This window comes from Tateyamaria sp. (assembly GCF_059783535.1).
Genome location: NZ_JBYNDP010000013.1, coordinates 19,725 through 43,754 on the forward strand (window position 1 = coordinate 19,725; position 24,030 = coordinate 43,754).

Consider the following 24,030-nt stretch of genomic DNA (forward strand, 5'->3'; position numbering starts at 1 on the left):
TGCGTATCGAAATGATATGCGCTCTGCGGATTGAACCCGAGGCGCAGGTCCTGACCTTCTTCGACCGCGTGCTGACCAAAAAGCCGTGCCGTGATTTGGTGATCGTTCAGATGTGCGATCACGTTGGTATCGCCACCGAGTTTTTCAACATGGCTGACGCGGGCAGACAGAATGCCGTCATCGGCAAGAAACAGGTCTTCGGGGCGGATGCCCAAGATCCGGTCATCACCGTTTTGAACGATGCCAGCCGGGAAGAAGTTCATTGAGGGTGAGCCAAGGAACCCTGCAACGAATTGGTTTGCGGGATCGTTGTAAAGTTCCATTGGGCTGCCAATCTGTTCGACCCGCCCGTCGCGCAGGACAACAATCTTGTCTGCCAGCGTCATGGCTTCGGTCTGGTCGTGCGTGACATAGATCATGGATGCGCCAAGCTGGCGGTGCAGGTTTGCAATCTCGATCCGGGTGTTCATCCGAAGGGCTGCATCAAGGTTCGACAGCGGTTCGTCAAACAGGAACAATTCGGGTTCGCGGACGATGGCCCGACCGATGGCTACGCGCTGGCGCTGTCCGCCCGACAGTTCAGATGGGTAACGGTCGAGATAGGGTTCTAGATTGAGCATCTTGGACGCCGTTTGCACCCGCTCTTCGATCACTGACTTGGATTTGCTTTCCTGCTTGAGGGCCAAGGTCATGTTCCCGCGCACATTCAGGTGCGGGTAAAGCGCGTAGCTTTGGAACACCATTGCAATGCCGCGCTTGGAGGGGGGCGTCAGGTTCACGACCTCGCCACCGATGCTGATCTCGCCCGATGACGCGTCCTCGAGACCTGCGATCACTCTGAGCAGCGTGGATTTGCCACAACCTGATGGGCCCACAAAGACAACGAATTCGCCTTCTTCGACATCCAGGTTGATGTCCTTGAGGACATGGACCTTGCCGAAGGACTTGTTCACATTTTTCAGCGACAGGGCGGTCATGTCAGGATCTCCTCAAGCGAAATGGGTTGGCCTGACCGGATGCTTTCATCCGCGGCCAGGCAGATGGCGAGCGACTGCACCGCATCGTTCATGTGGCGTGTCAGGTTGATGTCCTCGGCAACGGCGCGCAATGTGTAGTGCTGTTCCGCGTCGCACAGGGCTTGGTGGCCGGGTTCGTCGGTCATGTCGATTTGCCGGTCCCCGTCAGGTGTGTGCACAAGAATGCCGCCCACTTTCGTGTGTCCGTCGATGTCTGCCGATGCCCCTTTGTTGCCATCGGTGATTGAAACGGACCCGTTTGGGCTGACGATATCTTTGACGAAGAATGCCGTCTCGGACATCATCGGGCCCCATCCAGCCTCGTACCAGCCCACCGAGCCGTCACTGAAGACGACCTGAAACTGGCCGTAGTTGTACATGTCCTCGGCGATTTCATCGGACAGGCGCAGCCCCATTCCGTGCACGCGGATCGGGCGCGCGTCCGTGATCTGGCACATCACGTCGACATAATGCACGCCACAATCGACGATCGGGCTGGTTGTCTGCATCAGCGCCTTGTGGGTTTCCCATTCAGTGCCTGACGACTGCTGGTTTAGGTTCAACCGGAATACATACGGCCCGCCGAGGTCGCGCGCTTCTTCGATCAGCCTCATCCACGACGGATGATGTCGGAGAATATAGCCTACGACCAGTTTACGGTTTGTCCGTTTTGCGGTCTCCACGACGCGCACAGCATCTTCGACTGTTGTTGCCAGTGGCTTTTCCACAAAGACATGCGCGCCAGCATCCATTGCCTTGCATGCAAAGTCGGCGTGGCTGTCCGAGTAGGTTGCAATCACGACCAGATCTGGGTTTGTAGCCATGCCTTCCTCGAAGGTGGCGAACCTCGGGTAGTCCGAAAGCTCTTGAGGAAGTGCGACGTCAGACCGATTGACCAGCCCCGTTATCTGGGCATCTGAGTGGTGATGGTGCGCAAGCGCGTGGCTCAGTCCCATATTGCCAAGGCCGACAATCAGAACCCGCGTCATTTGACTGCTCCGGACGTGATGCCGCGGATCAGCTGTCGCGAAAAAATGACGTAGAGGATCAGCACCGGTAGGATTGCCATCGACAGGGCAGACAGGACCGCGTTCCAGTCCGTCACGAACTGTCCGATGAACACCTGAGACCCGAGTGTCAGCGTTTTGGTTTCCTCGGCAGGCGCAAGGATCAATGGGAACCAGAGGTCGTTCCAGATCGGGATCATGTTGAACACCGCAACTGTCGCCATTGCGGGGCGAACCAGCGGCAGCACAAGGCGGAAGAAGATCGTGTACTCGCTCAGCCCATCGATCCGCCCGGCATTCTTGAGGTCGTCCGAAACCTGGCGCATGAATTCGCTGAGGATGAACACCGCCAGCGGCAGGCCTTGTGCTGTGTACACGAGGATCAAGGCCCAGAGCGTGTTCACAAGCCCGGTGGCCACCATCATCTCGAGGATCGCGACGGTGCCGATGCGGATCGGGATCATGATGCCCAATGCAAGGTACAGACCCATCAGCATGTTGCCCCTGAACCGGTATTCGCTGAGGGCGTAGGCCGCCATCGCTCCAAAGAGCAGCACGAAGAACAGCGAGGCCACTGTCACGATCATGGAGTTCTGGAAGTAGAGGAAAAAGTCGCCCTGCTGCATGACTGTTTCGTAGCCGATGGTAGAGAAGCTTTCGGAATTTGGCAGAGCCAGCGGTTCACGAAAGATCGCGCGTCGTTCCTTGAAGCTGTTGATCAGGATGATGAAAACCGGAAACAGAGCGATCAGCGTGTAGAGGATGAGCGCCCCGTGCATCGCCATCGTGTTCAGCGGATTGGATCGTGCATTGTTCATCGCGGGGCCCTCACAGCTGGTATCTGCGCATCCGCGTCTGGATGCCGAAGAGGTAGATGCAGACACCAACGAGAATGATTGCAAACATTGCGCCAGCTATGGCCGAGCCCATATGCCGGTCGCCAAGTTGAAGCTGGAAACCAAAGAAGGTGCGATACATGAATGTGCCCAGGATATCGGTCGAGAAGTCCGGCCCTGCCAGCGCACCTTGCGCGGCATAGATCAGGTCAAAGGCATTGAAGTTGCCGACAAAGGTCAGGATCGAAATGATCCCGATGGACGGCAGGATCAGTGGCAGTTTGATTTTCCAGAACGCCGCTATGCCGGTGATGCCGTCGACCTCGCCCGCTTCCAGGATTTCTTCGGGAATGGTGAGAAGTGCGGCATAGATCAGCATCATCGGAATGCCAACAAACTGCCAGACCGAAACAAGCGCCAGTGTCGTTAGCGCATATTCCTCTTTACCGAGCCACGGGGCGTAGAGCGAGCCGAGACCAACGGCATCCAACATCGACGGTGCAATGCCCCAGATGGGTGACAGGATCAGCTTCCATGCAAAGCCGATGATCACGAATGACAGGATTGTCGGAATGAAGATCGCCGAGCGGTAAAGCGCGGCGAACCGCAATCGTGGATGACTGAGAAGCGCGGCAAGCGCAATGCCAATCGGGTTTTGAACCAGCATGTGGATCAAGAAGAACCAGAAGTTATTGCCCAGAGCGTTCCAGAATTGTTCGGCCCAAATCGGGTCGAAGAACAGAGTGCGGAAATTCTCCAAGCCCACGAACACCCGTTCCTGATCGACCCGCGTGTAAAGTGCGAGCCGTAGAGTGTTGAAGAGCGGAAAGATCATCACGGCGGTGTAGACAAAGACGGCTGGCGCAAGGAATACGAGGATATGCCAGCGAATGCGGGCCTGTTTCATTTATCTCACTCCGGGAAAAGGCCCCGGGTCGTTTGATAGGCCCGGGGTTTTGCAGCAGGGGAGTTTACTGCTGCGGTTCGTACCAGCTTGCCAGACCGTCCTGCAGGCCTTGGCCAAGTTCTTCCGGCGTTGCGGTGCCTTTGATTGCTGCCACCGATGCACCCCATGTTTCGTTTTCAAGGTTCGGCGTGCCACGTGACAGGATCTGGTATGTGGACCGGATCGTGGATTCACATTCGCCGCGCCAGCTTACGAACTCTTTGGCAAGCGGGTCTTCCAGTTCAACAGGCGTTTTCGACAGGGGGAAGAAACCTGGGAGAGCGTTGCCGAAGATGCCTGCGAATTCAGGGCTGGCGACCCAGGCCAGGAACGTGCGCGCGGCTTCAGGATTGTCGGTCGCAGCATTCATGCCGATCCCGATATCCGTATGATCCGAGATGTAGCACGTGTCGCCCGCGTTCTGGACCGGCGGCTTGAACGCTCCCATCTCGAAATCCGCCTGTGCGTTGAAGCCGGAGATTTCCCAAGAGCCCGCCGGATAGATCGCTGCACGGCCCAATGTGAAGATGTTTTGACTGTCGGGGTAAGTCTGTGCCTCATATCCCGCACCGAGATAGTCGGCCCAGCGGGCGAGGGTGGCATAGGGTGCGACCCATTGCGGATCGGTCAAGGCCTGTTCGCCCGCGATCAACGCGAGGCGGCCTTCTTCACCTTTCCAGTAGTTCGGACCAATGTTGTTGTAGCCCATTGTCGCGGCTTCCCATTGGTCGTTGGTGCCCATCGCCATCGGGATGTAACCGCCGTCTTCCTTGATCGCGTCGAGGGCTGCGAAAAACTCGGCCTCTGTTTCCGGGACACTCAGGCCCAGTTCTTCAAAGGCGTCTTTGTTGTAGATGAACCCGTGGATGACGCTTGCCATCGGAACACAGAAGCTGGCTGTACCATCGTCCGTTTGCCACGCGGACTTGGCGACGTCCGAGAAGTTCGACATGGCTTCGAGGTCACTAAGGTCGGACAAATGACCGGCGTCGTATAGGGCGAGGGACGCATCGAAGGGGCGGCAGGTGATCAGGTCGCCCGCCGATCCCGCATCCAGTTTGGAGTTAAGTACGGCGTTATACTCGGCCGGTGCCGACGGTCTGAACTCGACCTTGATGCCAGGGTGTTCCGCTTCAAATGCCGGGATAATCTGTTCTTGCCAGAGTTTCAGGTCATCGTTGCGCCAGCTTTCAATGGTTAAAGTGGTATCTTCCGCGTGGGCGCTCGTTGCCACCAACGCTGTCGTTGCAAGCGCCAGCTTTAATGTATTGCGTGTCATATTTGACCTCCCCTAGGATTTTTTAGTCAAGTTTTTCGCGCCAAGGCGGCGCGAAGGTTTCCTTCGGTTTCTCGAAGAATTTCATGTGCCTTCTCTGCTGATACACCCGTGGCGGCGATGAGGGCAGCTGGCTTTACGTCACCCTGCGCCATCTCGAGCGCAGTGTCGGCAGCGGTCTGTTCGACATTTGCAATGCGGCAGACAATGGAACGCGCCCGTGCGCGCAATTTGATGTTGTCGGCGCGTACGTTGACCATCATTCCATCATGGACATGGCCAAGTTCAACCGCCATCAGCGTCGACAACATATTGAGTGCTATCTTTTGTGCAGTACCTGCGCCCATACGAGTTGATCCTGAAACCACCTCGGGTGGTGTGGCAAGGCAGATTGGATGATCTGCCAGTTCCAGAAGTGCGGAGCCGGTGTTGTTGGCGATCGCCACAATTGTAGCGCCTGCCGATCGCGCAATCTGTACGGCGGCAAGGGTGTAAGGTGTCGAGCCGCTGGCCGAGACGGCGATGATCGTGTCCCGTGTGGACAGGTCCGAGAGCGAATCCTGAAGGCTGTCAGTGGCGTCCTCGGTGTCCCCGGGCATCTCGACGCCGGTCGGCAAACCGCCCGCCATATGAATACGCAGTTGTGCAGGTTGAATGGAGAACGTGCCGCCAAGTTCCTGCGCATCTGCGGCAGCCATCAACCCCGAAGATCCGGCGGCCACATAGTGTAGCACGCCGCCTGCGCGGATCGTGTTTGCCATGGCGGTTGCGCCGTGTGCGATTGTTGGGGCTGCCGCCAGAGCAACCTCTGCCGCGGAAATCTGCCCGCGGGCCAGCACGCCTGCCACGTCGGCCAGTGGGCGCATGTCGAGCCCTTCTGCCATGTCGTGCAGCGCCTCTGTCCGTGGTGTGGGCATGCGATTCCTCCGCTCTATGTAAAAAGATACCTATATAATACCTTTTGTCCAGAATTTTCTTAACCCTGCGATTTATGGGGCGAAATTGCTGAATATGAACATAATGGTTTTATTTAGGCCTTTAGTTTTCCTGATAGGTATTGTATTGGAGTTACTATGAGCAGATCCGACAATACCCTTGTCATTGCCATCGACGGTGGTGGAACGCGTTGCCGCATGAATGCGTTCGAGGGTGAGAATGTCGTTTCGGTCGAAACCGGGTCTGCGAATGTGTCCACCGATTTTGACGGGGCGGTTCGTGAGGTTGCGCAGGGACTTCAGTGCATTGCCGAGCGTATGTCGCGGCCGGTTGAAGAGTTGTCCGCCGCACCTGCCTTTGTTGGTCTGGCCGGTGTTACGGGGACAGATATCATTGAGCGCTTGAGCGTGGCATTGCCGTTTCGGCTGGTTCGAATCGCGGATGATCGGCCCGCAGCCGTGCGCGGTGTGCTGGGCCAGCGGGATGGTGTTATCGCCCATTGCGGGACCGGTTCGTTTTATGCCGCACAGTTCAGTGGCGACATCAAGCTGGCGGGCGGTTGGGGCCCTATTCTGGGAGATGAGGCGTCGGCGCAGTGGGTTGGTCGCATGGCTCTTCAGATGACGCTCGAAACCGTTGATGGTCGGGTCGATGTCAGTCCGCTGAGCGATCGTATCCTGGCGGAATTCAAAGGGGCTGCGGGTCTTGTTGCTTTTGCGGGTGCAGCGGATCCGTCGGAGTTTGGCAAGCTGGCACCGCAGGTGACCAATGCTGCGGCGGACGGTGAAACGCTCGCGCTGGAGATCATGTCTCGGGGGGCGCGCGAGGTGACCCGAGCAATCTACCATTTGGGATGGCAAGCGGGCGTGCCCCTGTGTTTAACCGGCGGTATTGGTCCTTTTTACGAACCATACCTTCCCGAAGATCTTCGCGCTTGTGTGGCAAGCGGCGAGGGTGAGCCACTGGATGGCGCGATGTCCCTCGCGCTGGATTTTGCAAGGGAGATCGCCGATGAGCACCGTTGAGTTCCTTCGCCCGGATGTTTGGTTGGCCGCCAATGGTGGGCCGCGTTACGTGCAGCTAAGGCGGCGGTTGGAAGAGGGGATCGGCACTGGCGTTCTGCCGCCCAACTCCTCACTCCCGCCTGAGCGAGAGCTGGCGGATATCACTGATCTGTCGCGTGTAACCGTGCGCAAGGCGATCCAGGCGCTGGTTCAGGACGGTCTTGTAGAGCAACGTCAGGGCTCTGGGACGTTCGTTCGTGAGCCTGTTGCTCGGTTGGAGCAGTCGCTTTCCCACCTGACCTCTTTCACAGAGGACATGTCCCATCGTGGCCTCGACACAACCTCGAAATGGCTGGAGCGCGGTGTCTTTGCGCCTACCGAGGAGGAGGAGCGAGTGCTTGGCCTTGGCGATGTGAACGAAGTCGCGCGCATTTATCGCCTGCGCGAGGCGGGTGGTCGACCAATGGCGCTGGAACGCGCTTCGTTGCCGCTCGACATCTTGCCGAACCCATTGGAGGTCAAGACGTCGCTATACGAGGTTTTGGCGCGCCACGGACGGCGCCCTGTCCGTGCGGTTCAGAAAATCTCAGCCATCAACATCGACGCCCCTGAGGCAGACTTGCTTGGCGTTGCTGATGGGGCTGCCGGACTGAAAATTGAACGCACATCATATCTGGAAAGTGGTCGAGTCGCTGAACTTACCCGCTCGCTCTATCGTGGTGATGCCTATGATTTCGTGGCGGAGCTGCGTTTGTGACAAGAGGAAGGTCATCCCACATGTCCACCGAACCAACACAGATGCGCCGGGAAATTCTTGAGATACCCGATGCGGTCGAGCGCCTTTTGGCCGAGGGCGGCAGTGCTGTTGCCGCAGCCGCTGAAAGAGCGCGCGCTTTTGATCCTCGCTTTTTATTGTCGGTCGCGCGGGGATCGTCAGATCATGCCTGTACCTACCTCAAATATGTCAGCGAACTGATCCTTAAACGACCAATGGCTTCGGTTGGCCCGTCGGTCAGTTCGATCTATGGCGTGGATCTTGATGCGCCTGAAGCGCTTTGCATTGCTGTTTCGCAGTCCGGGCAGAGCCCGGACATAGTGGCCATGACGGAAAGCCTTCGAAAGAATGGCACTTTTACGGTTGCAATCACCAACAACGACACATCGCGCCTTGCCGCGGCCTCGGAAATCACACTGCCCATACATGCGGGTCCAGAGCTTAGCGTCGCCGCAACCAAGACTTTCGTAACGTCCCTTGTCGCGGGCCTTTGGTTGATCGCAGGGACAAAGCGTGAGCATGATCTTGTCGCTGCCATCCACGCGCTGCCGGAACACCTTGCCGCCGCAACCAGATGTGACTGGTCAGAAGCTGCGGATGCGATTGATGGCTCATCGCTTTTCACGCTGGGACGGGGCCCCGCCTGGGCAATCTCAAACGAGGCGGCTCTCAAGTTCAAAGAAACGTGTCTCATTCATGCTGAGAGTTACTCGTCCGCCGAAGTGTTGCATGGACCCGTCTCGATCGTTGGGCAAAGCTTTCCTGTTATTGCCTTCGCTGCGGGTGACGCTGCCGAAGACAGCGTTGCGCAAACGTCTGACGCGCTTGCTGAAAAAGGGGCGAGGGTCTTTACTCTGGCCCAAGGTGCTAAGCGCGCAACGGTCTTGCCACACGTGCGGACAGGGCATGGCTTGACCGATCCGGTTGCGGCAATTGTGTCATTCTACGGTATGGTCGAGGCGGTTGCGGTACGGCGTGGTATCAACCCAGACGCTCCGCGGCACCTTAACAAAGTGACCGAGACGGTATGACTCAAGGCGAAGTAATCTGTCGGAATGCTCAGGTCTTTGATGGAGAGGCCTTGCACAAGGCATGTTCGGTCAAGTTTCAGGATGGCATCCTGACGGCTTTTGGGCCTGATATTGACGTGCCTGCTGGCGGCTCCGAGATCCAGCTGGATGGGGATATTCTGTCACCTGGCTATGTCGATCTTCAGGTCAATGGTGGCGATGGCATCATGTTCAATGATGATCCATCTGTGGGCACGCTCCGCAGAATTGCATCGGCGCACTGGCGGCTTGGGGTTCGTGCCATCTTACCCACGCTCATCACCGATACGGCGGAAAAGACCACCGCCGCAATTGCCGCAACGATCGATGCCGTGCAGGACGGTGTCCCCGGCATTGTCGGCCTGCATCTTGAAGGACCTCACCTGTCAGTTGCGCGCAAGGGCGCCCATGACGCTGCATTGATCCGCCCCATGGAACAGGACGATCTGGATGCTTTGTTGGTGGCTGCGCGCTCCTTGCCGGTCTTGATGGTCACCATTGCACCGGAGAACGTTACAAGGATGCAAGTTGAAGCGCTGTCAGCCGCGGATGTCGTCGTTTCGTTGGGGCATACGGATGCGGATTTTGATACTTGCCGTCGATACTTTGCCAGCGGTGCCCGGTGCGCCACGCATCTTTTCAACGCCATGAGCCAATTGGGCAATCGTGAACCGGGTTTGGTTGGAGCGGCACTTGCAACCGGCAGTGCGTCCGCTGGTCTGATTGCTGATGCGGTTCACGTCCACCCGGAAACCATGCGTGCCGCATGGAAGGCAAAGGTCGGTCCGGGGCGCCTGTTCTTGGTGAGTGATGCCATGGCTGTTGCGGGGACTGACGATGAGGTTTTTGAATTGGGCGGTCGGCCCATCCGGCGCAAGAACAGTATCCTGACCCTTGCCGACGGAACCCTAGCAGGTGCCGATTTGGATCTGACCACAGCCGTTCGCACGATTGTCGAAAAGGTCGGAGTTCCGCTTGATGACGCGCTGAAGTCGGCCATCAGTAACCCGGCTGAGCTTATCGGACTGCCAGGTCCCGTATTGGAACCCGGACGGACGCGATTGAGCGACATGATCCGCATTTCTTCTGACCTGAGCAGTTTTTCAGCCTTGATCTGAGCCGGTTGGTCGGAAAGGGGTATTGGGCGTGTATTTGGTGCAGGGCTGACTCCTGCGCACAGAGTGGTTTGTCAGGAAGGATGCGGTGCGCCTTGCCCCGTATCGAGATACTTTTTCAGGCTGTCCAAAAAGAACATGTCCCAACCCGCCTCGCAGATGTCATAGCACAGCAGCTGCGGGGTAAGGCCATTGTGTTCAAGCTCGATGGTCGTGCCTGTCCCTGCTTCGTTGATGGACCAGATTACCTTGGTGTCCAGCCACTCGGTTTCAATGGCTTTTGGTTGTCCCTCGTGAACGTGCAGGGCGTCTACGCATGTCCATTCCACGTGTGACGGGTTGTCGGTTTTGGTCAGTTCGAAGGTCCAATAAGAAACCCCGGGCGGAAAGGAGAATTTTGCCCGATCTCCGACGTTTCGAAGGGGTTGATCCGGGCGCGTCCACCAGTGTTCGACATCTTTGGTGACGGCATTGAACGCCGCGGTGGCGTCGGCTTTTACTGTGATGGATTTCCGGTAGTTTTGCTTGTTCATTGCGTTGCTCCTTACGACGCTTCGGCCCAATGAGGTGGAAAGGTTTGCGCCACGTTTGGCAGCCCCTCAATTCGCGCAACCCAATCTGCAACTTTGGGCGAGATCGTGGAGAGGGAAGGCAAGCCGAGATCTTGCATGATCTGTGGTTTCGTTTCCGTCGCCCGTTGGATCAGTCGGACATGCGGGAAGGCAACGGCGTCTGCGGCTCCCGGGTGTTCGCCCGAAAGGTAGGCGTCAGTGTTCAAGATGTCGGACAATCGGCCCAACTCGGACCGTAAGGTGCCAGCGGCAGCCAACAGGTCGTCAGTGGCTTCTGCGGCGCTACTGAAAAAGACTGGCGACAGAACCGCGCTGGTGGCAGGGGGCAAATAGTCAAAAACGTCCATTGTCCGTTGCCAGATCTGCCCGGAATCCTGCGGTGATTTTCCGAACAATGGTGGGCCGGAATACGCGCGATCCAGCCATGCAAGGATAGCGATCGAATGCGTAAGTGTCTGATCACCACTTGTTAGAGTTGGGACAGTGCCGCGAGGATTTAGTGCAAGATATGTATCTGACTTGTGCTGTTTCTGTGCCGCGGAAAGCATGTGGATGTCATAGTCGAGGCCCTTGAAAGCCATGCCAAGCGCAACGCGCCAGGGGCTTGGTGCCCCGCTCACTGTCCAAAATTCGAGGGTCATTGTGCATATCCTCTGAGGCTGCGTGTTTACACAGGCCTAGCCCCATTGGTATGTTCAGAAAAGTAGGCAGAAACTTTTCATGTACTATCAAAAATGATACTATTGAGGAAAAGCGCATGTCTGAAGCCGCAACTGACCTGATCGATGGGCCTGTCACAGGTGAAAAGACGTGCCCTGCACCGATGGTGATCGGGATGATTGGCGGGAAATGGAAGCTGCTGATTCTGCAGATTCTGATCTTTCAGGGAACCAAGCGGTTCGGCGAGCTGCGCAAATCCATTGATGGCATCACGCAAACCATGCTGACCAATCAACTCAGGGCGCTCGAGGCAGATGGGCTTGTGACCAGAAAAGTCTACGCCGAGGTTCCGCCGCGAGTTGAGTATTCAGCGAGTAAGGATGGATTGGCTTTGAAACCTGTATTTACGTCTATGCATGACTGGTGGACCAACCGGTCAGCCGCGCCTTAGCGTCCTGTCAATACGATCAATCTCTGCCTCGTACCATGCAATCGTGCCGTTCGGATCATTTGCATAGCTCTCTGCGAACGAGGCGGGCGCTTCGGTCGCTTCATCATATTGCGCGGCCCAAACCATCATAGTCACAAGTGCTGGTAGGAAATCCTTGGCCTTCTGTGTCGGGAAATAGCAAACACTGCTGGCCTTGCGAGGATCAGGCTCGCGGGTGAACATCCCAAGGGCTTCGAGTTTGGCGAGGCGATTGGCCAGTATGTTGGTTGATATCCCCTCAGGGGACGCCAGGAACTCGCGATAGGTACGTTTGCCGTGCAGCAAGACGTCCCGCAAAAGCAGGAAGCACCATTTGTCGCCGACGATGGCCGCCGCATAGCGTGTCGGACATCCGTTCCAGTCCGGTTTTACTGCTGCTGACATGATGTGTGTTATAGGCGCTTAAAAACCACTTGCAATATGCAAGCGTGCGACCTAAGGATTTGCTTGCAAAATGCAAGTGGAGTGAAATCATGCAGCCACCCTTCGTCTGGTTCGACAATATCTCAGCGCAACGTCAGCAGACGGTGCAGTTCCTGCAGGACATGTTTGAATGGCAACCCTCGGATATTGGATCGATGACATTCTTGACCGGAGAAGGTGCGGACCAGCCTTTTGCCGCAGTTTGTAATGAGATGTCCGGGATTGCGGGTTGGGTGCCATATGTTGAGGTGGATGATTTGCAGGCTTCAGTTGGGCGCGCCCGCAAAAGCGGCGCTTCAATCCTCTTTGAGGACGTTAAGGGCCCAGCAGGCGACGCCAGTTTTATCCGTGATCCCGGTGGCAGCGTGATGGCGCTTTGGAAGCGTGGACAGGACGTGTGAGGTCACAATGACGAAGAAGCAGATACTGGCCACAGCAATCTACCCGGTGATCGTATTTCCCCTGGCTATCATCTGGCACCTGATCTTGTTCAAGGATAAATACATGGCCTTTGGTTACTTTGAGGGCGATCCAAATATCGCCATCGGCTTCGCCACCATGGTCATTCAGGGTGCGGTGTTGGCCACCATTTACCCGATGTTCAAGGTCCGCAGCACCGGCTACACCCGGGCCTTTCAATTTGCCGGTCTTTTGGGTTTGTTCTTTTGGACAAGCCATGTGCTTGCGCTGGTTGCAAAGCAGAATGTTCCCAACGCGGGCACATTTATCTTGATGGAAACGGTTTATCTTGGTGTGCAGTTTGGATTATTTGCTTTGGCTTTGGGGTTCATCTTTCGCGGCGCAAGTCGGGCGAGCGTGGCGGCTTGATCAAGTACCCACTTGGCTGCGCGCGGTTTGATCTGACGTGAGCCTCAAGTTTTATAGGTGACCACGTTCCTAGCGCGAAAAAGTGGTCCAGGCAGCCGCAACGATGATAAGGCTCGCACCGGTGAAAAATGCGACGGTAGGGACTTCGGAGAAGACTAAGTATCCGACGACAGTCGTCATCACCAAACTGAGATAGCCCAGCACTGACAGAAAGGCTGCCTCGGCGCGGATATGCGCTTGCAAGAAACAGAACTGTGCGCACTGAGCAAAAAGGCCAATCGCCAGCAGCGGTAGTAGGTAATCAGGGGCAATCGGTGTCCAAACTGCCAGGGTAAACGGTGCGGCTAGAATGGTCAGCCCGCCGGTGTAAAATGTCATCATCACAACGACAGGCGTATCGGACAGCTTGCGTGTAAGGATGATGGCAGATGTACCGAACAGGACAGTCATGAAGGCGGCCGGCAGGCCCCAGTTCGGCGTCACAAGTGTTGGATCGACCGCAACATAGACACCAGCAAACGCAACCCCCGCCGCCCACCAACGGCGGCGCGGCACAAACTCTTTCAAGAGCAGAAGTGCCAGAACCATCGTGACTACGGGTCGCGTGAAACTTATCGCCGTGAATAGGGCAAACGGCATGCGCGCAATGGCAAAGAAGCTGGTGGTCAGAGCCAGTGCTGACAACACCACTCGCACCGCATGAAGTGGCAATCGGTCCACCGTTCTGAACGCGCGTCGATCGTGCCATATGAAAGGCATCATGACAATCAGGCCGGTGACTGCGCGGAGAAAGACCAACTGTACAGCCGGGTAGCCCAATCCCAGGGCTTTTACGATGGTGAGTGCAAGGACGTTAAGCGCCATATCGGCAATCAACCATGCACCGCCTGAAAGGTTGCGGGCCGCGGTGTCTTCAGCGCGGTGCAAGTAGGTTCGCCATCAGGCGATAGGCGCCCGGCACCCCATGTGCGAGTTGGTGATGCAGAATGAGGGCGCAGTGGCTGTGGCGCCCCTTGCCGATCTCTGCTGTCAGCAACGCTCCGGTCATCGGTGCTTCGTCCGGATCTGCCATAGACAAGAGGGGTGTATAAGCCTCGTCCCAGCTCTTGGCGAAGTAGAGTCCTCGCTCCTTGTTCCATCCATCCCAATCGGCCTGGGTGATTTCGTTGGGGTGCGAGAGGACTGGATGTTCGGCAAGATGTGTCACTTCGGCGCGCTGGTCAGTCACGCGCCACCGCAAGGAAGGTTGACCGATTTCGATCCGTTTTAGCGGTGTCGTGTCAGGATCCCAGTTGTCCCAAGGCCGGTGATACAGAGTAAGAAGGGTACCGCCGGAGGCCACCCACTCATGCAGAATTGGCATTGCATCCCCGAGGCCGGGGCGGAACTTGATGGCAAAGATACCGATCACCACGGCATCAAACTCTGCCAGTGTTGCGGGTGTGATCTGCTCATCTTCCAGCGTCGTGATGTCGAACCCCGCACAGGCCAGCCAGTGATCCACCCGGTCGTTACCGCCACCGATATACCCGATCTTTGCAGTTGGAATAGCGCAGTCAATCACGTGCACTGCTATTTCAGCGGGTCCAGTCAATGCGCGCGGCGGAATGTGCGGATGGCGGATGATCCGAGCCGTTTGAGCCTGTTGACCGCCGAGTGACAGAGCAATCGTATAGTGCTCCACGGCTTCACTATTGGGCACCGTGATCTCAAAACCTGTTTCGGTGCGGGAGGCGATCCAGCCTTTGGGCAGTGTCAGCGCCGGGCTCGCTGTGGTGGGATTGAGCGTGCGCAGCGTGAGTGGTAAACAGCGTCGTGCGGTCCGCAGATTCACGATTTCAGTCACCGGATCAAGCGTGGCCCGCAGGCTGGGTAAGACCAGCGGCGGGCTTTCAAATGGCAGGTGGGTCTGACTGACCACATCACCGGTGTGCACTGTCAGTGAGACAAACGGGGCTGCAGGAGCATCTGGGAAATAGGTGTCCGGCATTGCGGGGCTGGGGGACGCGTTGCCCGTGTGCAGTGTGTCGCCGTCCGCGTTCCATCCATCGGGCAGGGTGATCCGTGTCTCGACTTCCGCGCCGTTGGTTTCGAGGGCGATGGACAGCGCCGTTGTATCACCGGGTGTCACGGTGTCTGTGCCGACGGTGACAAACGCGTCAATCCCGGCGGCAATTTGGATCACTTGGGCCGCCTGCGCGATCTTGCGATTGACCTTGTGCGCGTGTTCTGGCGCAGGTGTCGCCGTTTGCAAAAGAGCCAAGCCTGCAGCGGTTTCCGCCTGAACTGTTGCGAAATCAGGAAGTGCCAAACGTGCATTGTCGAAATGTGTCTGTGCGTCGTCCAAGTCAAGATCGGCAAGTGTGTTTGGTAAGCCTGACGACAAGTCCTCATCTGGTCCTGTCACATGGCATTCAGCCAGATGTAAGGGCCAGTTCCGGGTTTCCCCAGGCGGGACCCAGCGGCCCATGGCCTGAGTGATGTGAAACGCGCGGCTTTGCTGGCCGATCTGGGCGTAGGAGAAGCCGGTGATCGGATCGCGCCCGCCAAGGACCGTCAGCGTCTCAGCAGGCGGAGGCAGATCGTCATCATAGGCTTGCCCCGCGCCAGACCAAGCGGGCAGATAAAGTTTTGCAATCTGCCAAGGGGCATGCCCGGTTTCGAAAGAGGGGTCCGCCGCCAGCGCCATGACATCATGTGCGGCGGCGGTCATCGCGCGGTGGTGGCCATGCTGGCCCGGGACATCAAGAAAGGTAGGGCAAAGGATGTCGGGACGTTCAGTCCGCACAATTTCGACGAACCGCCGCAAGGTGCGCTCGCGCCCCCAATGCCGCAGTGTCTCTTCTCCGGACTTTGAAAACCCGAAATCCCGTATCGTGTCGTCGGGGGACTGGCCAAGCCAGTAAAGCCGCAGGTTCAGTACATCTGCCGCACGCTCCATCTCGGCTGTGCGAAGAACTCCAAGTGCCGCGCCGGATTCCGTGCCAATATCGTTCTGACCACCATCGCCTCGCGTGGCGCAGGCGTAGCTGATGTCGATCCCGTCTCGCACACCAAGTGCGGCGAGCATGTCCGAAATCTCGTCATCCGGATGCGCGCCTGAGTTCATGAATGAGACAACCGTCTGAAGGCGGCTAAGTGCACGGTGAAGCGCCACGATGCGTGGTGCAAGGCGTTGGTGCAGGATGCGGGACTGGTCGGACAACGGCATGTCGATGGTCTTTCCTAAAGGGCGGTCGTCTGCGTCGTGAAGGCGCGGTTAAGGATCAGGGCGGCAGCGCCAAAGGTCGCGGTCATGCGCCCGGAGGTACCGCATTGCAGGCGGGGCAGGGTTGCATCCGGGCGGTTGGAAACGGACAGCTCGGGCAGGGGTGTTCCCTGCGCGAGGTGGTCAAGGATGGACGCCGGCATTGCGCCGCCCAGGATCACAGTTTGTGGGTCGAACAGGTTTTCGATCACGCCCAAAGCCTGCCCGAGTGCGTCGCACGCAGTTCCAAGCCAGCGCATGAGATCGGGGTCTGCGGCATTGCACAGCCGGTCCAGAGCATCAATGTCGAGAGGACCATGCGCGGCCAGGGCTGACTGGGCGGAGACGCGGCTGACCATTTGCTCCAAAGGTTTCAATCCGTGCTTGGTCATGACTGGCAAGTGGCCGATCTCTCCAGCATTACCAAAGGCGCCTTCAACCAACTGCCCGTGGTGCACGAGGCCGAGGCCCAGGCCCGCGCCGAAATAGAGAAAGGCATAGTCTGTCAGACCTTGCGCTGCACCAAACCGTTCGGCCATGGCCGAAGCATTGGCGTCGTTTGACACGATCACCGGCCGGTCGAGCGTCTCGCCAAAAAGCGCCTGGGCATCAATTGTTTGCCATCCCGGAAGGTCGGATGCTTGACCGGACAGGCCAGTTGCGCCGAAAGGGCCGGGCATCACGATCCCGGCGCCCAGCAAACGGTCAGGTTTGACACCGCATTCGCACAGCATCTGGTCCCTTAGTCGCAGAACCTCGCTCACGATTTTGCCGTGTGCCAGATCGGTCAGCACCTGACGTCTGGTGGCCCGTGGTTGACCGCCGAGATCGACAAGGGAGGTCAGCAGAACATCGGGGCGTATCTCTACCCCCAGTGCAAAACCGCCCTCGGGGTTCACAGCGTATTGGACAGCGGGAAGTCCGCGGCCCGCGCTTTGCGCGCCGCGTTCGATCAGCAGCCCTTCGGCTTCTAAATCGGCGATGATATTGCTGACGGCTTGGGTCGACAAGCCCAGTGATCGCGCAATCGCCGCGCGCCCCATTTGGCCTGCATTGTTGATCCGGCCAAGCACGGCCTTTCTGTTTCGCAGTCGCGACCGGTCGGGATTGGCACCTGGGCGTGAATCGAACAGGAGATCAGAACTGGTCATGGGACGGCTTTAACTCAACCAAAGCAATAACTCAACTTACTTGAATATTAAATTTACTTGGCTTAACCCTGAGAGGAATCGGCGACGGACAAACGGCGCCATGCAATAGGAGAGGTTGTTCATGACACGTTATCTGAAGGGTGTGGTTCTGGGTGGGATGACCAGTGCGATGGCATTGCTTGGCTCCGCTGCGTCCGCGGTCGAGATTGAGTATTGGCAGTACTTCTTTGACGCCCGCGTAACGGCGATGGAGCAGCTCATCGAGAATTTCGAAGCCGCCAATCCGGACATCACTGTAAAGATGACCCACTTTCCCTATGCTGACTATCGCACAAAGGTCGCCGCCGCGATTCCAGCAGGCGAAGGTCCGGATGTGGTGCAGTTGTTCTATGGCTGGCTGAACGACTATGTCGCCGCCGAGCTGATCCAGCCCTTGCCTGCAGACTCGTTCCCCGCCGCGAAGATCGACGAAGAGTACTTTCCTATGGTTCAGGCTATGAAGGACGGTGATCAGTACTGGGCCCTACCAACTGCGGTGCGATCTCTGGCGCTGTTCTACAATGAACGTTTGCTGGACGAAGCGGGGGTGGAGCCACCTACCAATTTTGACGAGCTAATGACTGCTGCCAAGGCCATGACCAAGCGCGATGGCGCGGGCAATATCACCCAAGTTGGCATGACGGCCGGGATGACCGCACAGGACCACCATTGGTGGCGCGAGGGCTTGATCCGCCAGTTTGGGGGTGAGCCGTATCTGGATGACTACCAGACGGTCAATTACAACACCGATGCCGGGCTGGAGGCATTGAATTTCTATGCCAGCCTGTTTAGCGGTGATGATGCCGTATCAGCCATCGGCTTTATGGACGAGCCGCAGGCGGCTTTCAAAGCGGGTCGTGCAGGTTTCCATATTGACGGATCGTTCCGCATCGGGTCGCTGGACAAGACGCGCGGTCTGAAATGGGGCGTGACCGAACTGCCGGCCACCGCAGATGGCGCGCGCTCGAACTACTCCTCCTATTGGGTCAACGCGATCACGACCAAGGCGGAAGGCGAGAAATACGACGCGGCTGTGAAGTTCATGGAATACGTCACCTCGGACGAAGCGATGCAGATATGGCTGGATGTGGTGGGTGAATTGCCAGCCAAACCGTCGGTAGGCCTGACCGAGGCCAACGCCAGCAACGAGACGTACGGCCCCTTCATCCGTGGTCTGGCCTATGCCAACACCACAAAGTTCGCCAATGAGAGCGGTCAGCGCCAGCTGATGGTCGAGATGGTTGAACGGATGACGCTGGAAGGAATGAGCGCCGCCGAGAGCCTCGCTATCGCGGCTGAAGCCGAACAGAAGATCCTCGACGACTACTACAAATAGTCGTCGTCCCCAGCAGGCCGCCTGTCTCCCAACTGAGGCGGTCTGCCCCCTCCTTCTTGGGACATCCGATGCCGCTGTATTCCAACCTCTCGATCAAACAGAAACAGATCGTCTGGGCGTGGGCCTTCCTTGCGCTGCCGGTGCTTTTTTACGGGGTCATCCGGTTTTATCCCACGGGTACAGCCTTTGTGATCTCCTTTCAGGAGTGGAACCTGCTTGGAGACCGGACTTGGATTGGGTGGGAGAACTATACAGAGCTTTGGAATGATCCGGTGTTCTGGAAGGTCTTCGTCAATACGTTCGAATATCTGTTGATCGGCACGCCGCTGTCATTGGTGGTCAGCTTCATCATCGCTTACCACCTCGACAAGCTGCGCTTCATGCACGGTTTTCTGCGGATGCTGTATTTCCTGCCGTTCATGACCTCTGCCGTGGCGATGGCATGGGTCTGGCGCTGGTTCTACCAGGATGTGCCCATCGGGCTGTTCAACAATTTGCTGGCCTCTTTCGGTATTCCGCAGATCGCCTTCTTGAACTCGACCACGAACGCCTTGCCCGCTGTCCTTGCCCCCGCCGTTTGGGCCGGTCTTGGGTTTCAGGTGATCATCTTCATGGCCGGGCTGCGGACCATTCCACAAAGCTATTACGAGGCGGCCAAGATTGATGGCGTTGGCTGGTGGACGGTTCTGACGCAGATCACGATCCCGCTTTTGCGTCCGACCATAGTGTTCATTGTCGTCTTTTCGTCCATCGGGTTCCTGCGCATTTTCGATCACGTGTTCAACATGACCACAAACAACCCGGGCGGCCCGTTGAATTCGACCAAGCCGCTGGTCCTGATGATCTATGACACCGCGTTCAACGGCTTCAACATGGGCTATGCGGCCGCACAAACCGTTGTTCTGTTCTTGATCCTTCTGCTCGTTTCGCTGGCGCAGCTTTGGCTTTTGCGGAGCGATTGAGCATGACCGCAACCGATATCCGCGCCTCCTCTGCCACGCTCGACCGCTCTTCGGTCACCAAGCCCCGCAACATGGGGCAGATCATCCGCTGGCTGCTACTGTTTCTTGGCGGAATCCTGATGGTCATGCCCATCGTCTACATGATCTCGACCTCGCTGAAATGGCCGCACGAGGTTTACAACGTCAATCTGATCCCCGAGGAACCCACGATCGAGAACTACACCTTTGTCCTTGAGGACGGGCGGTTCTATTGGTGGTTCGTCAATTCGATCATCATTGCCACGATCACCACCATCTCGAACCTGCTGTTTGACAGTCTTGTCGGCTACACGCTGTGCAAGTTTCGCTTCCCCGGTCGCCAGATCGTCTTCATCGCGATCCTGTCCACCCTGATGATCCCGACCGAGATGCTGGTGATCCCCTGGTATCTGATGAGCCAGAGCTTCGGCTGGCTCGACAGCTATTGGGGCATTATGTTTCCTGGTTTGATGACGGCTTTTGGCACCTTCCTGATGAAACAGTTTTTCGAAAGTGTGCCGGATGACTTCATTGAAGCGGCGCGCATTGATGGGCTGAACGAGTTACAGATCTGGTGGACCGTTGCAATGCCGCTGGTCAAACCGGCTTTGGCCGCCCTGGCGATCTTTGTATTTCTTGGCAACTGGACTGCCTTCCTGTGGCCGTTGATCGTCACAAACTCGGTCGAGATGTATACAATCCCCGTGGGCCTGTCGGGCTTTGGGGATGAGGCGGACGTGGCGTGGGAGTTGATCATGACAGGCGCCGCCATATCGACCATTCCAACGCTGGTTGTCTTTCTGATTTTCCAACGGTTCATCATCCGTGGGGTGGTGATGGCGGGGTTGAAAGGGTGATGACATGCCAGACACCGACCAGAGGTCCGACGCGATGACCGACCAAACCAACTTTCCCGATCCAACCTACCGCGACACGGTTTTGGCGCCGCTGTTCGAAGGCGTCAAAACGCATTTTGCTCATGGAATAGCGCAGATCAACCGCGCCCATTTGGTGATGTTGGCCGAAACTGGCATCCTTGGATCAGCGGACGCGCGTGCGCTGGCTCGAGCGCTACAAGCGATCGAAGATGAGACCGATATCGCGGCGCTAACCTATACCGGTGAGCACGAAGATTACTTCTTTGTTGTTGAGGCGGCGTTGCGTGCAAAGCTTGGCGATTTGGGCGGCGCACTGCACACGGCCCGGTCCCGCAACGACATGGACCACACGGTATTCAAGCTGGCGCTGCGGACGCGCGCGCAGGGCATCTTGAAGCTGCTCGCAGACCTCACACAGGCATTGCTGGATAAGGCCGAGCAGGAGAAGGAGACATTAATTGTTGCTTACACCCATGGCCAACCCGCGCAACCAACGACATTCGGTCACTACCTGTCGGCCGTGATCGAGGTGTTGCTGCGCGATATGACGCGGCTGGATGCCGCGGCAGATGGTCTTGAGCATTGCCCAATGGGTGCCGCTGCGATTACCACCAGCGGTTTTCCTATCGATCGGGGCAGAGTGGCACAACTTCTAGGGTTCGAAGGACCGCTGCTGAATGCGTATGGTTGCATTGCTTCCGTTGACTATGTCACCGGCTTGTACTCTGCACTGAAACTGCCCTTCGTACACTTGGGCCGCGTGGTCCAAGATATGGGCGTCTGGGCGTCCTTCGAGGTTGGGCAGCTATATGTGCCAAACGCCCTTGTGCAGATTTCATCCATCATGCCGCAAAAGCGGAATCCGGTCCCCATCGAACACATGCGGCACCTTGCCAGTGTTACGGCAGGGCGTTGCGACATGGTAGTGGACACGATGCACAACACGCCTTTCACAGACATGAATGACAGTGAAGGCGAAGTGCAGCAGGCCGGGTTTGCCGCGTTTGAAAGTGGTGGACGAATGCTGCGCTTGCTGCAGGCGTTTCTGCCTGCCTGTAAGATCAATGATACCAACGTGGCTCGGAACACCGATGCAGCGTGCATCACAATCACGGAACTGGCGGACAAGTTGGTGCGGGATGAGGGGCTGACGTTTCGTCAGGCTCACGAAGTCGCGGCGATGACAGCCCGTACCGTGATTGCAGCTGGTGCGCCTCTTGGTCACGGATTTTCGGCCTTTGCAGAGGCTTTCGAGGCCGAGACTGGCCGAGCCACGCCACTTTCAGAAGAGCGGTTCGCGACAGTTGTTTCGGCCCAACATTTTGTTGCTGTTCGTGATCGTCCCGGCGGTCCCGCCCCTGCGGCTCTAAACGCTGCGTTTTCCGTCTACCACGCGGACCTGAATCGTTTGATCGAACGTGCAACGGCCCGTGCAGACCGCCACGTTGCGGCCTGCGCCATGCTCGACCACAGCTTTGCCGTCCTTCTGGAGGTCTGATCCATGGCCAATCTGTCCCTACGCACACTTACGAAGGCCTACGCCCAGACCGAAGTTCTTCACGGTATCAACCTTGATGTGGCGGATGGCGAATTCATCGTCTTTGTTGGACCATCAGGCTGCGGCAAGTCCACCACCTTGCGCATGATTGCAGGTTTGGAAGAGGTCACGTCCGGTGAGGTTGTGATCGGCGATCGGGTCGTAAATCACCTCGAGCCCAAGGAACGCGACATCGCGATGGTCTTTCAGAACTACGCGATCTACCCGCATATGTCGGTGAAGAAGAACATCGCCTTTGGATTGCGGTCTTCAAAGATGTCGAAGGCTGACAAGGAGGCACGGATCAGCGAAGTCGCTGGTATCCTCGATATGACACATTTGTTGGATCGCAAGCCTGCCCAGCTCTCAGGGGGACAACGCCAGCGGGTTGCGATCGGTCGTGCGATGGTCCGCAATCCGGCCGTATTCCTGTTTGATGAACCGCTGTCAAACCTTGATGCACAATTGCGCACCCAAATGCGTTTGGAGATCAAGAAGCTGCACCAGCGGGTCGGCAACACGATCATTTTTGTCACCCATGATCAGGTCGAGGCAATGACAATGGCGGACCGGATCGTCATTATGAAAGACGGTCATATCCAACAGGTCGGCACGCCATCAGAGGTTTATCACTCCCCGGCCAATACCTTTGTTGCGCGGTTCATCGGTGCGCCTTCGATGAACATGCTGCCCGGTACATTAAACGGCGGTGGCGTGCGGCTTGCGTCCGGTCAATCCGTTGACACCACCCATACCAGCACAACAAGCCGTTCCATCCTCTTGGGTGTCCGCCCCGACGATCTGACACTGCAAGGACCCGGACAAGCGGTTGTCACCGGACAGGTGACAGTGCGCGAGCCGCTCGGTGCTGAAACGTTGATCTACGTCACCACTGAGACAGGAGAAGTAATTGCGAAGGCTGACGGGCGCAGCCCGCCGGATGTAGGGGCACACGTTACACTGTCGGCAGATCCCGCCAACGTCCATGTCTTTGACGCCGAGAGTGGGGCGGTTCTGACGTGACAGGCCAGCCCATTCCCAGCATTCTTTGCGCGGGGCGGCTTTATTGCGACCTGATCTTTACCGATCTGCCACATCTGCCCCGTCTTGGCGAAGAAGTGTTTGCCCCGGGCCTTAGTCTGCATGCGGGCGGTGGTGCTTTCATTACAGCGGCTGCAATCCAGGCGTTGGGCGGTCAAGCAGGGTTATGTGCCACTCTTCCGGCAGCCCCTTTTACCGAAACTGTTTTGCGGGACATTTCAGCGGCTGGGATTGATGCCACACTCTGTACTGCCGCGGCCGCCGGGCAATCCCCACAGATTACGGTTGCGTCCGTGTTGGACAACGACCGGGCCTTCCTGACTCATGCGAGCGGTCCAGCGTTACCTGATATCCGATGGCCCACAAATTGGCGCCATCTGCACGTTGGAGAGTTGCGGACATTGGTCGAACATCCCGACCTCGTCGCGCGTGCGCGGGCTTACCAAATGACGGTATCGCTTGATTGTGGTTGGGATGATGCCTTGATCCATCGCGGTGCCGAGATGACGCGCATTATCTCCGAGGTTGACCTGTTTTTGCCCAATGCACATGAACTTGCCGCCCTCATGAGCAGTGGTCTTAACGCCAGAGCAGCGCCGCTCACCGTCGTGAAAGAAGGTGCGCGCGGCGCGCGTGCCGAGGGTGCGGATGGCGCCCATCATTGTCCCGCACCGATCGTCGAGGTCGTCGATACAACTGGTGCCGGTGACGCTTTTAATGGCGGCTTTCTGGTCGCGTGGTTGTCCGGTGTCGGAGTACCTCAGGCATTGTCCACCGGTGTCCGCTGCGGTGCTGCGGCAGTTGGGCAGGTGGGTGGCACCGGTGGTCTGACTGGTCTGCACCGCATTCCGATCAAGGCTGCGGAGTAGGGGCCCCGTTCCTCTGCAT

The 24,030-nt window shown here is 57.5% G+C and carries 25 protein-coding genes; 13 read left to right on the forward strand and 12 right to left on the reverse strand.

The window, feature by feature from the left end; genetic code table 11:
• From AC6RA8_RS04700 to AC6RA8_RS04725, 6 genes are all read right to left on the reverse strand, one after another.
• Positions 1-977, reverse strand: a 977-nt coding sequence (locus AC6RA8_RS04700; protein WP_500350966.1) for an ABC transporter ATP-binding protein, incomplete at its 3' end; no start/stop codon positions are given.
• Positions 974-2,005 carry a Gfo/Idh/MocA family protein gene (locus AC6RA8_RS04705; protein WP_500350967.1) on the reverse strand — a complete coding sequence of 344 codons (1,032 nt, stop codon included), beginning with the start codon at positions 2,003-2,005 and terminating at the stop codon, positions 974-976. The genes AC6RA8_RS04700 and AC6RA8_RS04705, both read right to left, overlap by 4 nt.
• Positions 2,002-2,841 carry a carbohydrate ABC transporter permease gene (locus tag AC6RA8_RS04710; RefSeq protein WP_500350968.1) on the reverse strand — a complete coding sequence of 280 codons (840 nt, stop codon included), beginning with the start codon at positions 2,839-2,841 and terminating at the stop codon, positions 2,002-2,004. Before AC6RA8_RS04710 ends, AC6RA8_RS04705 begins: the two co-directional genes overlap by 4 nt.
• Before the next feature lie 10 nt (positions 2,842-2,851).
• On the reverse strand, positions 2,852-3,766 hold the full coding sequence (locus AC6RA8_RS04715) for a carbohydrate ABC transporter permease (protein WP_500350969.1): 915 nt from the start codon (positions 3,764-3,766) through the stop codon (positions 2,852-2,854).
• 64 nt (positions 3,767-3,830) lie between these two features.
• Positions 3,831-5,084 carry an ABC transporter substrate-binding protein gene (locus AC6RA8_RS04720; protein ID WP_500350970.1) on the reverse strand — a complete coding sequence of 418 codons (1,254 nt, stop codon included), beginning with the start codon at positions 5,082-5,084 and terminating at the stop codon, positions 3,831-3,833.
• Between the two features lie 26 nt (positions 5,085-5,110).
• On the reverse strand, positions 5,111-5,998 hold the full coding sequence (locus tag AC6RA8_RS04725) for an N-acetylmuramic acid 6-phosphate etherase (protein ID WP_500350971.1): 888 nt from the start codon (positions 5,996-5,998) through the stop codon (positions 5,111-5,113).
• A 156-nt stretch (positions 5,999-6,154) separates the two neighbouring features.
• Here AC6RA8_RS04725 and AC6RA8_RS04730 point away from each other — a divergent pair, with 156 nt between their 5' ends.
• Genes AC6RA8_RS04730 through nagA form a run of 4 tightly spaced genes read left to right on the forward strand, consistent with a single transcriptional unit; the run spans position 6,155 to position 9,963 of the window.
• A complete protein-coding gene (locus AC6RA8_RS04730; protein ID WP_500350972.1) occupies positions 6,155-7,042 on the forward strand; it encodes a glucosamine kinase nucleotide-binding domain-containing protein in 888 nt (295 codons plus the stop codon).
• Positions 7,029-7,778, forward strand: coding sequence for a GntR family transcriptional regulator (locus tag AC6RA8_RS04735; protein WP_500350973.1), 750 nt, complete (start codon positions 7,029-7,031; stop codon positions 7,776-7,778). The genes AC6RA8_RS04730 and AC6RA8_RS04735 overlap by 14 nt, the downstream gene beginning before the upstream one ends.
• Before the next feature lie 20 nt (positions 7,779-7,798).
• On the forward strand, positions 7,799-8,827 hold the full coding sequence (locus AC6RA8_RS04740) for an SIS domain-containing protein (protein ID WP_500350974.1): 1,029 nt from the start codon (positions 7,799-7,801) through the stop codon (positions 8,825-8,827).
• Positions 8,824-9,963 carry an N-acetylglucosamine-6-phosphate deacetylase gene (gene nagA, locus AC6RA8_RS04745; RefSeq protein ID WP_500350975.1) on the forward strand — a complete coding sequence of 380 codons (1,140 nt, stop codon included), beginning with the start codon at positions 8,824-8,826 and terminating at the stop codon, positions 9,961-9,963. The genes AC6RA8_RS04740 and nagA overlap by 4 nt, the downstream gene beginning before the upstream one ends.
• A gap of 71 nt (positions 9,964-10,034) precedes the next feature.
• Here nagA and AC6RA8_RS04750 read toward each other — a convergent pair whose 3' ends face one another.
• Both AC6RA8_RS04750 and AC6RA8_RS04755 read right to left on the reverse strand, forming a co-directional pair.
• Positions 10,035-10,493, reverse strand: coding sequence for an SRPBCC family protein (locus tag AC6RA8_RS04750; RefSeq protein ID WP_500350976.1), 459 nt, complete (start codon positions 10,491-10,493; stop codon positions 10,035-10,037).
• Positions 10,494-10,504: 11 nt separating this feature from the next.
• Entirely contained in the window at positions 10,505-11,173 is a 669-nt protein-coding gene (locus tag AC6RA8_RS04755; RefSeq protein ID WP_500350977.1) for a glutathione S-transferase family protein, read from the reverse strand.
• 116 nt (positions 11,174-11,289) lie between these two features.
• Here AC6RA8_RS04755 and AC6RA8_RS04760 point away from each other — a divergent pair, with 116 nt between their 5' ends.
• On the forward strand, positions 11,290-11,643 hold the full coding sequence (locus tag AC6RA8_RS04760; protein WP_500350978.1) for a winged helix-turn-helix transcriptional regulator: 354 nt from the start codon (positions 11,290-11,292) through the stop codon (positions 11,641-11,643).
• Here AC6RA8_RS04760 and AC6RA8_RS04765 read toward each other — a convergent pair.
• On the reverse strand, positions 11,629-12,066 hold the full coding sequence (locus tag AC6RA8_RS04765; protein WP_500350979.1) for a winged helix-turn-helix transcriptional regulator: 438 nt from the start codon (positions 12,064-12,066) through the stop codon (positions 11,629-11,631). The two genes, AC6RA8_RS04760 and AC6RA8_RS04765, sit on opposite strands and share 15 nt — an antisense overlap.
• Positions 12,067-12,155: 89 nt before the next feature.
• Between AC6RA8_RS04765 and AC6RA8_RS04770 the strand changes: the two genes are divergently transcribed.
• Positions 12,156-12,506, forward strand: a complete 351-nt coding sequence (locus tag AC6RA8_RS04770) for a VOC family protein (RefSeq protein ID WP_500350980.1) — start codon at positions 12,156-12,158, stop codon at positions 12,504-12,506.
• A 7-nt stretch (positions 12,507-12,513) separates the two neighbouring features.
• Complete coding sequence (locus AC6RA8_RS04775; RefSeq protein ID WP_500350981.1) at positions 12,514-12,933, forward strand: hypothetical protein; 420 nt, start codon at positions 12,514-12,516, stop codon at positions 12,931-12,933.
• A 69-nt stretch (positions 12,934-13,002) separates the two neighbouring features.
• Here AC6RA8_RS04775 and AC6RA8_RS04780 read toward each other — a convergent pair whose 3' ends face one another.
• Genes AC6RA8_RS04780 through AC6RA8_RS04790 form a run of 3 tightly spaced genes read right to left on the reverse strand, consistent with a single transcriptional unit; the run spans position 13,003 to position 17,331 of the window.
• Complete coding sequence (locus AC6RA8_RS04780; RefSeq protein ID WP_500350982.1) at positions 13,003-13,860, reverse strand: DMT family transporter; 858 nt, start codon at positions 13,858-13,860, stop codon at positions 13,003-13,005.
• Positions 13,847-16,144, reverse strand: coding sequence for a PIG-L family deacetylase (locus AC6RA8_RS04785; RefSeq protein ID WP_500350983.1), 2,298 nt, complete (start codon positions 16,142-16,144; stop codon positions 13,847-13,849). Before AC6RA8_RS04785 ends, AC6RA8_RS04780 begins: the two co-directional genes overlap by 14 nt.
• A 14-nt stretch (positions 16,145-16,158) precedes the next feature.
• Entirely contained in the window at positions 16,159-17,331 is a 1,173-nt protein-coding gene (locus AC6RA8_RS04790) for an ROK family transcriptional regulator (protein ID WP_500350984.1), read from the reverse strand.
• Between the two features lie 121 nt (positions 17,332-17,452).
• On the opposite strand from AC6RA8_RS04790, the gene AC6RA8_RS04795 reads away from it, so the two are divergent.
• The 6 genes from AC6RA8_RS04795 to AC6RA8_RS04820 all read left to right on the forward strand — a co-directional run bounded on the left by AC6RA8_RS04795 (position 17,453) and on the right by AC6RA8_RS04820 (position 24,011).
• Positions 17,453-18,706 carry an extracellular solute-binding protein gene (locus AC6RA8_RS04795; protein WP_500350985.1) on the forward strand — a complete coding sequence of 418 codons (1,254 nt, stop codon included), beginning with the start codon at positions 17,453-17,455 and terminating at the stop codon, positions 18,704-18,706.
• A gap of 68 nt (positions 18,707-18,774) precedes the next feature.
• Positions 18,775-19,668, forward strand: a complete 894-nt coding sequence (locus tag AC6RA8_RS04800; protein ID WP_500350986.1) for a carbohydrate ABC transporter permease — start codon at positions 18,775-18,777, stop codon at positions 19,666-19,668.
• Between the two features lie 2 nt (positions 19,669-19,670).
• Positions 19,671-20,543 carry a carbohydrate ABC transporter permease gene (locus tag AC6RA8_RS04805; RefSeq protein WP_500350987.1) on the forward strand — a complete coding sequence of 291 codons (873 nt, stop codon included), beginning with the start codon at positions 19,671-19,673 and terminating at the stop codon, positions 20,541-20,543.
• Positions 20,544-20,547: 4 nt separating this feature from the next.
• Positions 20,548-22,062 (forward strand): argininosuccinate lyase, encoded by a 1,515-nt coding sequence (gene argH / locus AC6RA8_RS04810; protein WP_500350988.1) that lies wholly within the window; start codon positions 20,548-20,550, stop codon positions 22,060-22,062.
• Positions 22,063-22,065: 3 nt separating this feature from the next.
• A complete protein-coding gene (locus AC6RA8_RS04815) occupies positions 22,066-23,124 on the forward strand; it encodes an ABC transporter ATP-binding protein (protein ID WP_500350989.1) in 1,059 nt (352 codons plus the stop codon).
• Positions 23,121-24,011, forward strand: a complete 891-nt coding sequence (locus tag AC6RA8_RS04820) for a carbohydrate kinase family protein (protein ID WP_500350990.1) — start codon at positions 23,121-23,123, stop codon at positions 24,009-24,011. Before AC6RA8_RS04815 ends, AC6RA8_RS04820 begins: the two co-directional genes overlap by 4 nt.
• The last annotated feature ends 19 nt before the right edge of the window (positions 24,012-24,030 follow it).

Excerpts from the sequence above, each read along its gene's own strand:
- AC6RA8_RS04705 (WP_500350967.1), bottom strand. The coding sequence starts at position 2,005 with ATGACGCGGGTTCTGATTGTCGGCCTTGGCAATATGGGACTGAGCCAC.
- AC6RA8_RS04710 (WP_500350968.1), bottom strand. The coding sequence starts at position 2,841 with ATGAACAATGCACGATCCAATCCGCTGAACACGATGGCGATGCACGGG.
- AC6RA8_RS04715 (WP_500350969.1), bottom strand. The coding sequence starts at position 3,766 with ATGAAACAGGCCCGCATTCGCTGGCATATCCTCGTATTCCTTGCGCCA.
- AC6RA8_RS04720 (WP_500350970.1), bottom strand. The coding sequence starts at position 5,084 with ATGACACGCAATACATTAAAGCTGGCGCTTGCAACGACAGCGTTGGTG.
- AC6RA8_RS04725 (WP_500350971.1), bottom strand. The coding sequence starts at position 5,998 with ATGCCCACACCACGGACAGAGGCGCTGCACGACATGGCAGAAGGGCTC.
- AC6RA8_RS04730 (WP_500350972.1), top strand. The coding sequence starts at position 6,155 with ATGAGCAGATCCGACAATACCCTTGTCATTGCCATCGACGGTGGTGGA.
- AC6RA8_RS04735 (WP_500350973.1), top strand. The coding sequence starts at position 7,029 with ATGAGCACCGTTGAGTTCCTTCGCCCGGATGTTTGGTTGGCCGCCAAT.
- AC6RA8_RS04740 (WP_500350974.1), top strand. The coding sequence starts at position 7,799 with ATGTCCACCGAACCAACACAGATGCGCCGGGAAATTCTTGAGATACCC.
- nagA (WP_500350975.1), top strand. The coding sequence starts at position 8,824 with ATGACTCAAGGCGAAGTAATCTGTCGGAATGCTCAGGTCTTTGATGGA.
- AC6RA8_RS04750 (WP_500350976.1), bottom strand. The coding sequence starts at position 10,493 with ATGAACAAGCAAAACTACCGGAAATCCATCACAGTAAAAGCCGACGCC.
- AC6RA8_RS04755 (WP_500350977.1), bottom strand. The coding sequence starts at position 11,173 with ATGACCCTCGAATTTTGGACAGTGAGCGGGGCACCAAGCCCCTGGCGC.
- AC6RA8_RS04760 (WP_500350978.1), top strand. The coding sequence starts at position 11,290 with ATGTCTGAAGCCGCAACTGACCTGATCGATGGGCCTGTCACAGGTGAA.
- AC6RA8_RS04765 (WP_500350979.1), bottom strand. The coding sequence starts at position 12,066 with ATGTCAGCAGCAGTAAAACCGGACTGGAACGGATGTCCGACACGCTAT.
- AC6RA8_RS04770 (WP_500350980.1), top strand. The coding sequence starts at position 12,156 with ATGCAGCCACCCTTCGTCTGGTTCGACAATATCTCAGCGCAACGTCAG.
- AC6RA8_RS04775 (WP_500350981.1), top strand. The coding sequence starts at position 12,514 with ATGACGAAGAAGCAGATACTGGCCACAGCAATCTACCCGGTGATCGTA.
- AC6RA8_RS04785 (WP_500350983.1), bottom strand. The coding sequence starts at position 16,144 with ATGCCGTTGTCCGACCAGTCCCGCATCCTGCACCAACGCCTTGCACCA.
- AC6RA8_RS04790 (WP_500350984.1), bottom strand. The coding sequence starts at position 17,331 with ATGACCAGTTCTGATCTCCTGTTCGATTCACGCCCAGGTGCCAATCCC.
- AC6RA8_RS04795 (WP_500350985.1), top strand. The coding sequence starts at position 17,453 with ATGACACGTTATCTGAAGGGTGTGGTTCTGGGTGGGATGACCAGTGCG.
- AC6RA8_RS04800 (WP_500350986.1), top strand. The coding sequence starts at position 18,775 with ATGCCGCTGTATTCCAACCTCTCGATCAAACAGAAACAGATCGTCTGG.
- AC6RA8_RS04805 (WP_500350987.1), top strand. The coding sequence starts at position 19,671 with ATGACCGCAACCGATATCCGCGCCTCCTCTGCCACGCTCGACCGCTCT.
- argH (WP_500350988.1), top strand. The coding sequence starts at position 20,548 with ATGCCAGACACCGACCAGAGGTCCGACGCGATGACCGACCAAACCAAC.
- AC6RA8_RS04815 (WP_500350989.1), top strand. The coding sequence starts at position 22,066 with ATGGCCAATCTGTCCCTACGCACACTTACGAAGGCCTACGCCCAGACC.